Source organism: Pelomonas caseinilytica (assembly GCF_021353235.1).
Classification (GTDB): Bacteria; Pseudomonadota; Gammaproteobacteria; order Burkholderiales; family Burkholderiaceae_C; genus Pelomonas; species Pelomonas caseinilytica.
Window position 1 is genome coordinate 186861 of record NZ_JAJTWT010000001.1, and the last position, 11921, is coordinate 198781.

Annotated in this window: 11 protein-coding genes; 3 read left to right on the forward strand and 8 right to left on the reverse strand. The window is 73.6% G+C overall.

What is annotated here, in order from left to right:
• The first annotated feature begins 59 nt into the window (after nucleotides 1-59).
• Nucleotides 60-1514: a B12-binding domain-containing radical SAM protein gene (locus LXT12_RS00890; RefSeq protein ID WP_233388537.1), complete on the forward strand. Its 1455-nt coding sequence runs from the start codon at nucleotides 60-62 to the stop codon at nucleotides 1512-1514.
• On the opposite strand, the gene LXT12_RS00895 is transcribed toward LXT12_RS00890, so the two are convergent.
• Nucleotides 1504-2517, reverse strand: a complete 1014-nt coding sequence (locus LXT12_RS00895) for a hypothetical protein (protein WP_233388539.1) — start codon at nucleotides 2515-2517, stop codon at nucleotides 1504-1506. The genes LXT12_RS00890 and LXT12_RS00895 overlap by 11 nt on opposite strands.
• 11 nt (nucleotides 2518-2528) lie before the next feature.
• On the opposite strand from LXT12_RS00895, the gene LXT12_RS00900 reads away from it, so the two are divergent.
• Nucleotides 2529-3785, forward strand: a complete 1257-nt coding sequence (locus tag LXT12_RS00900; RefSeq protein WP_233388541.1) for a nucleotidyltransferase family protein — start codon at nucleotides 2529-2531, stop codon at nucleotides 3783-3785.
• Here the strand turns inward: LXT12_RS00900 and LXT12_RS00905 are convergent.
• A complete protein-coding gene (locus LXT12_RS00905; protein ID WP_233388543.1) occupies nucleotides 3761-4861 on the reverse strand; it encodes a glycosyltransferase family 4 protein in 1101 nt (366 codons plus the stop codon). The genes LXT12_RS00900 and LXT12_RS00905 overlap by 25 nt on opposite strands.
• 14 nt (nucleotides 4862-4875) lie before the next feature.
• Here LXT12_RS00905 and LXT12_RS00910 point away from each other — a divergent pair, with 14 nt between their 5' ends.
• A complete protein-coding gene (locus LXT12_RS00910) occupies nucleotides 4876-5700 on the forward strand; it encodes a class I SAM-dependent methyltransferase (RefSeq protein WP_233388545.1) in 825 nt (274 codons plus the stop codon).
• Here LXT12_RS00910 and LXT12_RS00915 read toward each other — a convergent pair.
• Genes LXT12_RS00915 through LXT12_RS00940 form a run of 6 tightly spaced genes read right to left on the reverse strand, consistent with a single transcriptional unit; the run spans nucleotide 5664 to nucleotide 11883 of the window.
• Nucleotides 5664-7073 carry an oligosaccharide flippase family protein gene (locus LXT12_RS00915; protein ID WP_233388547.1) on the reverse strand — a complete coding sequence of 470 codons (1410 nt, stop codon included), beginning with the start codon at nucleotides 7071-7073 and terminating at the stop codon, nucleotides 5664-5666. The genes LXT12_RS00910 and LXT12_RS00915 overlap by 37 nt on opposite strands.
• Nucleotides 7070-8188 (reverse strand): glycosyltransferase family 4 protein, encoded by a 1119-nt coding sequence (locus tag LXT12_RS00920; protein WP_233388548.1) that lies wholly within the window; start codon nucleotides 8186-8188, stop codon nucleotides 7070-7072. Before LXT12_RS00920 ends, LXT12_RS00915 begins: the two co-directional genes overlap by 4 nt.
• Nucleotides 8189-8201: 13 nt before the next feature.
• The gene (locus LXT12_RS00925) at nucleotides 8202-9353 is read right to left on the reverse strand and encodes an amidohydrolase family protein (protein WP_233388551.1); all 1152 of its coding nucleotides are present in this window, start codon (nucleotides 9351-9353) and stop codon (nucleotides 8202-8204) included.
• A 7-nt stretch (nucleotides 9354-9360) separates the two neighbouring features.
• On the reverse strand, nucleotides 9361-10365 hold the full coding sequence (locus LXT12_RS00930) for a radical SAM protein (RefSeq protein WP_233388553.1): 1005 nt from the start codon (nucleotides 10363-10365) through the stop codon (nucleotides 9361-9363).
• Nucleotides 10352-11437 (reverse strand): hypothetical protein, encoded by a 1086-nt coding sequence (locus LXT12_RS00935; protein ID WP_233388554.1) that lies wholly within the window; start codon nucleotides 11435-11437, stop codon nucleotides 10352-10354. The genes LXT12_RS00930 and LXT12_RS00935 overlap by 14 nt, the downstream gene beginning before the upstream one ends.
• A complete protein-coding gene (locus tag LXT12_RS00940; RefSeq protein ID WP_233388556.1) occupies nucleotides 11434-11883 on the reverse strand; it encodes a hypothetical protein in 450 nt (149 codons plus the stop codon). The genes LXT12_RS00935 and LXT12_RS00940 overlap by 4 nt, the downstream gene beginning before the upstream one ends.
• Nucleotides 11884-11921 lie beyond the last annotated feature (38 nt).

Consider the following 11921-nt stretch of genomic DNA (forward strand, 5'->3'; position numbering starts at 1 on the left):
GTTGAACCTGCCGTGCCTGCCGCGGGACACACGTGCCAATTCCCTCCCGAGGAGATGGCGTGCTTTCCATCCTGGTCGGCCACAGTTTTTTCCTGCGCTTCGACACCAAGCAGTTCCAGCGTGCCAAGCCCTATCCGCCGCTGGCCACGCTGCAGGTGGCGGCGCTGCTGCGCAGGCTCGGCCACGACGTCGCCCTCTTCGACGCCATGCTCGCCGAGGACACGACGCAGTTCGCCGAGCGGCTGGCCGCGACGCGGCCCCAGGTCGTCCTGCTCTATGAGGACAACTACAACTACCTGAGCAAGATGTGCCTGGCCCGGATGCGCGAGGCCGCCTGCGCCATGATCGCCATGGCCCGAGGCCATGGCGCGCGGGTCATCGTGGCCGGCTCCGACGCCAGCGACGCACCCGAGGCCTATCTCGATGCCGGCGCCGACGTCGCCCTGCGGGGCGAGGGGCTGGAGGCCCTGCCCGTGCTGCTGCGGCGCCTGTCGGCATGCCCGTCCCTGCAGGGGCCGGCCCTGGTTCAGGGGCTGGAAGACGCCGTCACGACCTTCGAGGGCCGGCGCGTGAAGGGCGAAGCGGCGGCCCCGGTCGTCCGCCTGCCGCGACCGCAGGCCGACACCGCCGACCTCGACGCCCCGACGGCCTGGGATCTCGTCGAGATCGAGCGCTACCGCAGCACCTGGATGCGGGCCCACGGCCGCTTCAGCCTCAACATGGCGGCGTCCAAGGGCTGCTCCTTCCGCTGCGCCTGGTGCGCCAAGCCGATCTGGGGCCAGCGCTACCAGCAGCGCAGCCCGACCGCCGTCGCGGTGGAGATGGCCGAACTCAAGGCGCGCTTCGCGCCGGACCACATCTGGTTCGCCGACGACATCTTCGGCTTCCGCGCCGACTGGGTGCAGCGGTTCGCCGCCGAGGTGGACCAGCGCGGCGCGCGCATTCCCTTCGCCATCCAGACCCGCGCCGACCTCGTCAGCGAGGCCATGGCTCGGGCGCTGGCCGACGCCGGCTGCGAGGAAGCCTGGCTGGGCGCCGAGAGCGGCAGCCAGCAGGTGCTCGACGCCATGAACAAGGGCACCACCGTGCCGGAGATCCTGCAGGCGCGCCGTCGGCTGCAGGCGGTGGGCATCCGCGTCGGCTTCTTCATCCAGCTCGGCTATCTCGGCGAGGCCCTGGAAGACCTGCTGCAGACCCGCCGCCTCGTCGAGGAGGCCAGGCCCGACGACATCGGCGTCAGCGTGTCCTACCCGCTGCCGGGCACGCGCTTCCATGAGCAGGTCAAGGCCCAGCTCGGCGCGAAGACGCACTGGGACGACAGCGCCGACCTGGCCATGATGTTCCGCGGCAGCTTCAGCACCGAGGTCTACCGCACCGTGCGCGATCTGCTGCACGCCCAGGTGGACCTGGGCCGGCTCGGCGCCGAGGCCCGCCACCGCGCCGCACGGGCTTTGCAGCAGCGCTGGACGGAGCTCGTCGCGAGCATCGGGCGCCCCGAGACCGTCAACCCATGAGCAAGCTGCGCAAGGCCGCGGCGCCTTCGGCTGGATGAGCACCGCGCGCGAGCACCCATCCGTGCAGCTGGCGGCAGCCCTGCACGAACGCCGGCCAGCCCGGCTGACCCATGGCATAGGCCTGGTCGCCATGCAGTCGCTCCAGCAGCTCGTCGGTGGAAAGCGCCCGCAGCAGCGCGCCGGCGCGGCCCGGCTCGGAAGAAGCGAAGACGAGGTGCCGCAAGCGCAGCGGCTGGGCCGCGAGCCGCACCCAGCCACCGCGCAGGTCCAGCTCGAACTTCTCCACCCCGCTGCGCCGGCGGATCACCGGCGACGCCTGGGCTCGCGCGCGCACCGCGGCATCGTCGATCCAGGCCAGCGCATCGAAGCGCAGGTGCAGGAAGTTGGCCACGCCCGTCGCCCGCAGCGTCCGCGGCTCGACGAAGCTGCCGTCCTCGGTCAGGAAGTCCAGCCCCTGCAGCGCGGCATGCAGGGTCAGCGTGGACTTGCCGGCGCCACTCACGCCCATCAGCAGCGCGCCTACGCCGTCGAGCCCGACGCAGCCGGCATGCAAGGCCACCAGCCCCTGGGTGCGGGCGGCCAGCTGGAAGACGGCGAACTCGATCAGCTCGTAGCGCGCGTGGTAGCCGAAGCCCAGCATCGAGCGCGACAGCTGCACCACCGCGCGGCCCGCCTCGGGCTGGACGATGACGAGGTTGCGCGCGTCCACCGTCGCCCCGACCAGGCCGGCGCCGCCCAGCATGCGGGGGCGCGGCGGCTCGGCGGTGAAGGCCGCGTCGTCCTCGGCCATTCGCAGCTCGACCCGCAGCGTCGGGCCGTCCAGTTCATGCGCGGGCAGGCCGCCGTAGGCCGCGTCCACGAGGGCCAGCAGCTCGGGGCTGTCGCTGAGGAAATCGAAGGTCGCGCCCAGCAAGCCGTAGCGGCGGCTCAGCGCCAGCGGCGCGCGCTCACCGAAGGGGTCGGCGATCCGGCGCGGATCGACGGGCCAGGTTGTCGTTGTCATGGAGAAATGAAATGAGTGAGTTGGACGAATCCCTGCCGAATGCGGCGGTGCTGCAGGCGACGCTCAAGGCCGCGACGGATCGCCTGGCTGCCGAGCTGGTCACGCCGACGGCCCAGGCGCCGCACTGGAACGACTTCGAGTGGCGGACGGCCATGGCGGTGTCGGTGATGCACGGCATCAGCGGCCTGCTGGCCGGACGGCTGCGCTGGCAAGGCCCGCCGGCCTGGCAGGCCTTCCTGGCGGAGCAGCTCGACCAGAGCCGCCGGCGCGAACGGCGCGCCCGCGAGCTGCTGGCGCAGCTCGACCGGTCGGCACGGGAGGCCGGGCTGCCCTTGCTCGCCATGAAAGGCTCGGCCTTGCTGGCGCTGGGCTTGTACGCACCGGGAGAGCGGCCGATGAGCGACGTGGACCTGCTCGCCCGGCCGGAGGATCTGCCGGCGGCCGACCGCGTGATCCAGGCCCTCGGCTACGAGCGACACACCTCGCGTCACCGCCATGACGCCTACGAGCCCAAAGGCTGGGGCAACGACCGCGCCTTCGGAGAGCACGAGGCCAACCCGACCAAGATCGAACTGCATCCCGCCGTCGAGGAGCCGCTGCCGCTGCAAGAGGTGGACATCACGGCCTCGCTGTTCCCGGCCGCGCCGCGCGCCGGGGTCAACCCCTACGCCAGCCCCGCGGCGCTGATGCGCCACCTGCTGCTCCACACCGCGGGCAACCTCTGCCACCGCAGCGTGCGCCTCATCCAGCTGCACGACATCGCCGTGCTCGGTGCCACGCTGGACGCGGGCGCCTGGCGCGAGGCGCTGGCGCCCGCCTCCGACGGTCGGCCGGCCTGGTGGGCCGTGCCGCCCCTGACGCTGGCACGCCGGCTCTTCCCCGGCCGGCTGCCGGAGGCGGTTCTGGACGAGGCCCTGGCCCCGGCCATCGAGGCCTGCCCGCACCGCCTGCGCAGCCGCGTCGCGCACGGCAGCCTGGTCGAATGGTCGCCATCCCACTTGAACCAGCCCCTGCTGCCGGGCTTCGACTGGGCGCACTCCGCGAGCGAGGCGGCGGCCTACACCTGGCGCCGGCTCGTTCCACCGCCCGAGGAACGCGCCGCCAACCGTCTGGCCGCGGTCCGAGAGCACCTCTTCGCCAGCTCCGCCTGGGCGCGCAAGCCGCGCTGGCTCAAGGCGTTGAGCTTCCTGCTCGGCTCGCCCCCCCGGGTGCAGACGATCTACAACCTGCATCGCGCCCTCGCCTACCGCCCCAGCAGCTCGGCATGAAGCCGCTCGAACTGGCCATGGCAATGGTCTGCATCCTCGGCCACCGCGCGGCGCTGGGCCTCGCGGGCCAGGCGCAGGCGCAGCTCCTCGTCGGCGTCGATCCGGGCGATGAGCCCGGCCAGCCCGGCCGCATCGCCCGGCGCCACCACCAGGGCCGCATCCGGCGCCCATTCCGCCAGATGCCCGACGGCCGTGCCCACGCTGGGCACGCCCAGCACGGCCGCCTCCAGCACGGCCAACGGGCCGGCCTCGTGGCGGGAGGTGATCACATGCAGATGGGCTCGCGCCAGCACCGGCTGCAGCTGGGCCTGGGTCATGAAGCCATGGAAGCGCACCCGCGAGGCGACGCCCAGCCGCGCCGCCAGGGCCTGCATCGCGCCGCCCAGCGTGTCTTCGCCGATGAGGTCCAGCACCGCGCCGGGGAGCCGGGCCAAGGCCTGCAGCAGGCAGGTCTGGTCCTTGACACGATTGAGACTGGCCACCTGCACGAGGCGCAGGCCTTCGCCCGGCTGTCGCGGCCGGGGCTCGCAAGGCGGCCACAGGTCCAGGTCCACCCCCAGCGGGAGGCGGCGGCCGCTGTGGCCGAGGGCGGCCAGTTGGTCGAGCACGGGCCGGCTGGCCGCCGTCAGCACATCGGCGCCGCGCAGCACCCAGGCCTCGCGCCAGCGGCCCCGCAGCCCGATGCGGCCACCGTAGCCGATGTCCCCGAGCGCCACCAGCTCACCGCCGGCCACGTGCACCGCGCAGGGCAGGCCCAGCAGCTTGGCGGCGGCGACGGCGGTGGAGCCGCAAGGGCCCGACCAGATCGCCTGCACGAGGTCGAAGCGGCCAAGGCGGTGTTCCCGCACGATCGCCGCCACGGCACGCAGCTGGGCCTGGGCCACGCGCCGGCCGCCCACGTTGTGCACGTGCGCGCCGCACAGGTGCCAGCGCCCCGGCAGCACGTCCTGACGCAGCGCGAACACATGCACCTCGTGCCGCTCCGACAGCCGCTTCAGCAAGGCCAGCAGGGCCGGCACCACCCTCACCTCGCCCGAACGGTCCACACCGCCGGGCACGACCAACGCGACCTTCAAGGCTCACCCTCCACATGAACACGCCCACCCCGCTCCAGGCCCGGCTCAACGACACCCAGGAGGCCTTCGACAGCGTGGCCGCCGACTACGACGGCCCGCGCGGCAACAACACCGCCATCCAGGACATGCGCGCCGAGATGTGGCGCTGGCTGGACGCGAGCTTCCCGCCCGGCAGCCGCCTCATCGACCTGGGCTGCGGCACCGGGCTGGACGCCGTCCACCTCGCGGCCCAGGGCCGCCGCGTGACGGCGACGGACTGGTCCGAGCGCATGGTGGCCCGCACCCGGGACCGCGCGCAGGATGCCGGGCTGGACGTCGACGCGCGCGCCATCGGCGCCCACGAGCTGCACCGCCTCGAAGGCGACGGCCTCTTCGACGGCGCCTACTCCAACCTCGGCCCGCTGAACTGCGTTCCCGACCTGCAAGCCGTCGCCACCGAATGCGCCCGGCTCGTCCGCCCCGGCGGCCGGCTGGTGTTCACCGTCATCGGCCGCTGGTGCCCCTGGGAGATCGCCCACTACGCGTGGCGCCGGCGCTGGGCGCGCATCGGGGTGCGCTTCGCGCGCGACACCGTCGCGGTGGGGATGAACGGGGGCACGATCTGGACGCGCTACTACACGCCCGCCGAGTTCCATGCCGCCTTCGCCGCCCACTTCGAGCTGGAAGTTCAGCGGGGCCTGTGCGTCTTCGTGCCGCCGCCCTACCTGACCTGGCTGGCCGAGCGCCATCCGCGCTGGCATGAGCGGTTGTGGGCGTTGGACCGGCGCGTGGCCGGCTGGCCGGGCATCAACAGGCTGGGTGATCATTTCCTGCTCGTCATGCGCCGCCGCGCCAGCTGAGCGACTTCCTCGAACAGGGGATGGCGACAGAGGCACAGCGTCCCCAACCAGGCCGGCGGCACCAGGGCGATCGGCACCAGCACCACCGCCAGCGCGGCCAGGGCGCTGCCCCTCACGGCGGCGGCAAGCGCGCGCGGCGGCTGCGCCAGGTGGCGCGCGCTCAGGGCCAGTTGCAGCGGAAGGGCCACCAGGGCGGCTGCCAGCATCGCCCAGCCGAAGGACGCCACGCTGCCGTCGAATCCCGCCAGCCCGAAGCCCATGCGCGCCGCCAGCGTCAACGCCACGGGCACCGCGGCCAGCTCGGGCCGGCCCACCGCCGACAGCGCCGCGCCGAGTTGGCTGAACATCAGGGCCAGCGCGGCGGCCAGCGCCAGCGGCGGCACGGCCGGCGCGCAGTCCAGCCAGGCCGGGCCGTAGAGCAGGCCGATCAGCGGCTCCCGGTAAGCCGCCGTCAAGGCCAGCAGCGGCCAGCCCAGGCCGGTCAGCAGCGCGGTGGCGCGCCGCAGAGCCGGCTCCAGCGCCCGGCCCTCGGCATGTTGCCGGGCCAGCACGGGCAAGGCGCCGAAGCTCAGCGCCCGGCCTGCCAGCGTCTGCAACAGGCCCACGGCGGCCTGGGCCCGGCCGAACAGGCCCAGCACGTGGGCGCCGCCCAGGCGCCCGAGCAGCAGATCGGGCAGCAGGCCGTGCAGGTTGGTCAGAGCCGCAGGCAGAGCGGCCCGGCCGGCGAAGCCCAGCACTTCGCGAGCGCCGCGCAGGGCCGGCCGCCAGCGCAGGCCCGGCGGGCGCATGCCGAGGTGGGCAAGGCCGCAGACGACCGTCGTCGCCAGTTGGGCCCAGGCCAGGCCGAGCGCTCCGGCCCCCTGCGCGCAGCAGGCCAGCGACACGCCGGCCTGCACCCACAGGCCCAGCCACGACATGCGCACGATGGGCCCCGCCGCCAGCGCACGCAGTTGCAGGGCTGCCATCACGCTGCTGAAGGCCGAGAGCGGCAGCATGGGCGCCAACACCCACAGCAGTGGCGCCAGGCGCGGCTGCCCCAGGGCTCGTGACAGCGGCTCGGCCAGCACGGCCAGGGCCAGCGTGACGGCCGCCGTGGTGGTGGCCAGCAGGCCGAGGCAGGCCGAGAAGCGCGCCTGCGTCAATGCCGGCTCGCGTTGCAGGTAGGTGGTGATGCCCAGGTCGCGCAGCAACTGGGCCACGCCATAGACGGCCATGGCCAGGGCGAACAGGCCCAGCTCGCTGGCCCGCAGCAGCCGGGCGAGCGCCAGGCCGAGCAGGAAGCGCGCGCCCGACTCGCCCACCGACGACAGCAGGTTGGCAAGCACCGCGCGCCTCAGCGCGATGCCCTCGGCGGCCAGGGGAGCGACGGTCATGGCCTCAACGCGTCCTCGTAAGTCGCCACGAGGCTTCGCCCCAGGGCCGCCAGCGAGCAGTGCGCCTCGAAACGGCTCAGCACCTGCTCCATCCTGATCTGAGCCGACCGCGGCGCGAGCCTCACCAGGGCCTCGGCCAGGGCCGGCGCATCGCCCACCGGCCACAGCGCGGCGGCATGTTGCATCGGCAGGGGGCCGAGCAGGCTGCGGAAGGAGGGGATGTCGGTCACCACCGGGCTGAGCCCGCAGGCCATGGCCTCGATGACGCTGTAGCCCGAGCCCTCGCGGTGGCTGCCCTGCACGAGGAAGTCGGCCGCGCACATGAGCTGTTCGACCTGGGCGTGCGGCACCCGGCCCAGCAGGTGCACACGGCCGGCCAGCCGCGAGTCACGCAGGCGCTGCTCGACGGCCGCCCGCAGCGGCGCTTTGCCGAAGCACATCCACAGCTGCAGCCCGGGCAGCTGCGGCGTCGCCAGCGCCACGCCGTCGAGCACGGCGAGCGGATCCTTGTTGGCGTCGAGGTGGCCGACCCAGAGCAAGACCGGATCGCCGGCCAGGCCGGTGAGGAGCCGTGCGGCCTGACGCTCCCGCGGCCGGAAGTCGCTGCTGGCCTCGGGCACCTCGTAGACGCGCGTGCGGGCCGGCACCAGGCCCCGCCTTTGGAAGGGCCGCGCCTGGGCGCTGGCACAGAAGATCAGGCCGCGGGCGCGCGCGAAGGCACGACGCCAGCGCCACCACGTCCAGGGCCGGCGAGGCGGCTGCGCGGCGTGGTCCTGCAACAGCAGCGGCACGCCGGGCGCGAGGGCCGCCAGCCAGTGCACCTCGCGCGGGAAGCCCAGGCCGTGCAGATGGATCACGTCGGGCCGCAGGCGCTGCAGCAGCCGGGCCAGGCCTGCGCTGGCGCGCCCGCGTCCATCGTCCAGCGGCAGGAAGTGGTAGTCCACGCCGTCCTGCGCCAGGTGGTCGTGGCGCACACTGGCCTGCACGACGCTGACCCTCGCACCGGCATCCTTCACCGAACGCGCACAGTGCACCAGCGTCCACCAGTCGGCCAGCAGCTGCGGTGGCGGGCGGCCCAGCATGTCGGGGAAGGGATCGATCTGCACGACGTGCACGGCGCGCCCCGGTTCAGGCGGCCACGCGCGAGGGTGCCTGCGGGAGAAGCTCCAGCCCGGGCTCTTCCACCACGCCCACCAGGTGAGGCGCCAGGGCCTTGGCGCGGCCGTCCACGCGAACGGGCACCAGGCCCAGGGCTTCGCCCAGATCGGCGTCGGCATACAGCGGCTGTCCGGCAACGACCACCAGCCGCAGGTCGGCCCGGACCGCACGGGACAGCGGCAGGCCCGGTGGCAGCGCGACGAGGTCGGCCCGCAAGCCGGGCGCGAGCCGGCCGCGGTCGCGCAGGCCCAGCAGTGCGGCGGCGCCTTCGGTGACCCAGGCCTCCAGGCGCACATCCGGCCAACCGGTCAGCTCACGCGCCAGGGCGAGCTCGGCCAGCAGGTCGCGCCCACCGCTGATGCGCGAATCGCTGCCCAACACCAGCCGGCCACGGCCGGCCAGCCAGGCCGGGTCCAGCGTGCGGCCGAACAGATGCCGGTTCGAGCCCGGGCACCAGACGAGGCCCGCACCCGCCTGAACCAGCCGCCGCTGCTGGGACGCGCTGAGGCCCAGCCCGTGGACGAGCAGCGTGCCCGGCGCGATGCAGCCCAGCGCGTCCAGCCTGTCGAACTCCAGCGCGGCGGCGGTGTCGACGCCCTCCGCGGCGTGGATGACCCAGAGCCCGCCCGGCCCCGCCGCCTGGCGCGATTCGCGCACCGCCGCTTCGCCATCCAGCGCCAGTGAGTGCGCCCAGCCGGCCGGCGCCGGCGCGTCGACCGGAAAGCCGGGCGCCTCCAGCGCAGGGTCGCGCGGGTCATGGTGCAGCACCGTCGTCACGCCGCTGAGCAGGTTCTTCAAACCACCGGCGAGCAGGCGTTGCGCCCGCGGCCGGGCACGATGGGCGAGGAGGAGCGGGTCGCTGCCGAGCCGCGGCGTGATGTCGGCGATCCACTCGGCGGCATTGCGGTAGCCATCTCGGTAGCTCAGCCGCGGCAAGGCACCGTTGAGGTGGAGGTGATCGTGCGCATTGATCAGGCCTGGCAGCACCCGGGCGCCGCCGAGGTCGACACGGCGGCCCCGCGCACACGCCGACAGCCGGCCGTGAACGAGGCCCAGGCTCAGCGGCCGGCCCTCGCGGTCGACGGCGTTGACGAGGTTCAGCTCCATCGGCTGCACCGGCACGGCCTGCTCATGCCTCGAACCACTTGGCGCAGACGCAACGCTGGCATTCGGGCCGGCTCCCGGCCCGGATGGCGGCGCGCAGGCGGCGCTGCGGCGGCGAATTCAGCACCTCGACGAGACCACCCTCGCCCAGGCCACCGGCGCCGGCGATGAAGAAGCAGGGGCGCAGGCCGCCGCCGGCCTCGATGACGACCGAGTGTTCGGGCGCATTGCAGCGCACGGGCGGAGGCTCGCCCAGGCCCAACCTCGCGCGGTAGTGGGCCTCGATGCGGCGCAGCTTGGCCGGTGTCTCGACGATGAAGCCGCTGGCAAAGTCGGCCGCATGGTCGCGCTCGAGCGCGTCGAGGCTGGCGGCCAGCACCGGCAGCTCGGAGGCGCCGAGGGCGATGCCGTCATCCGGAGCGGCCCTGCGGCCGAAGGCCTCGGCATGCGACACGTCCGCCGCCAGGAAGGAGACACCCGCCACGCCGAGCCTGTGGGCCAGCGCGACGAGATCGCCCAGCTCGCCGGCATTGCCGCGCTGCACGGTCACCCGCAGGCTGACGCGCAGGCCCTCGCTCACCGCCGCACGCACGCCGGCACAGACGGCATCGAAGGCGTCGAGACCGCGGATGCGGGCATAGGTCGCCGCCGTGGCACCGTCCAGCGACACCGTCACCTGCTCGAAGAGCCCGGCCACCTCGGCCGCATGCTTGGCGAGGGCCAGCCCCGCCGTCAGCAGCCAGAGCCTGAGGCCCTGCCCGCGCAGCAGGGCCGCGATGCCGGCCCACTGCGGATGCAGCAGCGGCTCGCCGCCGGAGACGAGCACGGTCCCGGTTCCAAGGGCGGCGAGGCCGGGCAGCAGGCGCCTGACGGTGCCAATGTCGACGTCCCGCCCGCCGTGGCGCCAGTAGTCGCAGCTCACGCAGCGCGAGTTGCAGCGCTCGGTCAGGTAGAGCGTGGCCAGCGGCAGCCGCACGAGGGCCGGTGCCGTCCCGGCCGTGCGCTCGACGATGACGTCAGAACATGGCATGCAGCTCGACAAAGGTCTGCCGCCGGTTGTCCACCGCGTTCTGCGGGATGCCACCGAACTTGCGGTAGCCCGCGCGCAGCTGCGCGAAGGCGATGGGCGTGTACTCGTAGACCAGGCTGTAGCGCACCTTGTTGTCGTGGGCCACGTGGCGGTCGGGGTCGAGGTATTCGCCGGTGAGCTTGAGGTTGTGGCCCTGGCGGACCAGCCAGTTGGCCTCCAGCAGGGTCGCGAACTGGCGGCGCTTGCCTTCGGGGTAGCCCGCGTCGCTGACGAGGTCGATCTCCCCGAGCCAGGTCACGGGCCCGGTCGTGGTGCCGGCGAAGAGGCCGTAGGCCTGGCGGTCGCCGGCCGTGGACTTCACCTGCGCCGCCGCCGCGCCCACGCGGCCCCAGGGCTGCATCCAGATCGCCTGGGCCGTGGTCTGGTGGCCGGTGGTGGTGCCCTTGTTGCCGGGGCCGTTGCTGCGCACCAGCTGGATGGACCATTCGTCGCTCTCGTGGCCCAGCTCCAGGCCCTTGTCGGGCACGGTCATGCTGACGCCGCTGAGCTGGCGCACGAAGGCCAGGCTGTCCTGCAGCCGCCAGCCGAAGGGCAGGTAGAACTGGCCGGCCTTGGCATACCAGCCCAGGCCGGGCGTCGACAGGCGGACATAGGCCTCCTGCCGCTCGGACTTGCCCGGTGCCACCTGCTGGTCGAGGTAGGCGCCGAGGTAGTCCTTGACGAGCTGCACGTCGGCATACAGCCGCGTCTGCTCGGTGCCGCCGACGCTGGTGGTGGGCCGGCCCGACACCGAGGTGCGCGTGGTGGCGGTGCGGAAGTCGCCGCCCAGGCGCAGCCGGTCGTCCAGCAGCGAGCCGGTCCAGCCCTGCAGGGCGTCGGGCAGCGCGTTGGCCGGAATGACGCTCTGCGCGAAGCTGTTGCCCACGGCATTGCGCAGGCCGCCGCCGGTGGGGTTGACGTGGCAGGCCACGCACTTCAGGCCCGCCCGGATGGCCAGGTAGGGCTCGGCCCTTGCGGCACCCGCCATCAGCAGCGCGAGGGCCAGGCCGAGGAAGAGTCGTGCGGCCTTCATTGCTGCGCTCCGTTGTCGATCCACTGGCGGATCAGGCCGATGGTGTTGGCGTCGAGGTAGGGGCCGCCGAAGGGCATGCGCGCGCCGACCGACTGGTGGCCCTCCAGCTTGTGGATGAGGTAGCTGTTGGCCGCATCGCCGGGGGCCACGCGCTTGAGCGACGGCACCTCCGCGCTCGCCGTGCCCACCAGCATGGCGTAGCTGTTGGTGGCGTCCAGCCGCAGGCCCTGGGGCGCCGCGCCGCCGGCATGGCAGGCGGTGCACACGGGCGTGAAGACGTGCGACTGGATGGAGGCGAAGCTCGCCGTCATCGGCCCGCCCGGGTCCGCGCCTTCACCGATGGGACGGCCATTGCCGTCCAGCCCCGCACCGCTGCCGCCGCCGCAGCCCGCGACCATCGCGGCTGCCGCGCACAACGCGCTCCACGCCCATCTCTTCAACTTCATCGCTGACCTTTCGGCTGTCGTTGCGGCATGAGTTCCGC

Excerpts from the sequence above, each read along its gene's own strand:
- LXT12_RS00895 (WP_233388539.1), bottom strand. The coding sequence starts at position 2,517 with ATGACAACGACAACCTGGCCCGTCGATCCGCGCCGGATCGCCGACCCC.
- LXT12_RS00900 (WP_233388541.1), top strand. The coding sequence starts at position 2,529 with ATGAGTGAGTTGGACGAATCCCTGCCGAATGCGGCGGTGCTGCAGGCG.
- LXT12_RS00910 (WP_233388545.1), top strand. The coding sequence starts at position 4,876 with ATGAACACGCCCACCCCGCTCCAGGCCCGGCTCAACGACACCCAGGAG.
- LXT12_RS00915 (WP_233388547.1), bottom strand. The coding sequence starts at position 7,073 with ATGACCGTCGCTCCCCTGGCCGCCGAGGGCATCGCGCTGAGGCGCGCG.
- LXT12_RS00930 (WP_233388553.1), bottom strand. The coding sequence starts at position 10,365 with ATGCCATGTTCTGACGTCATCGTCGAGCGCACGGCCGGGACGGCACCG.
- LXT12_RS00935 (WP_233388554.1), bottom strand. The coding sequence starts at position 11,437 with ATGAAGGCCGCACGACTCTTCCTCGGCCTGGCCCTCGCGCTGCTGATG.
- LXT12_RS00940 (WP_233388556.1), bottom strand. The coding sequence starts at position 11,883 with ATGAAGTTGAAGAGATGGGCGTGGAGCGCGTTGTGCGCGGCAGCCGCG.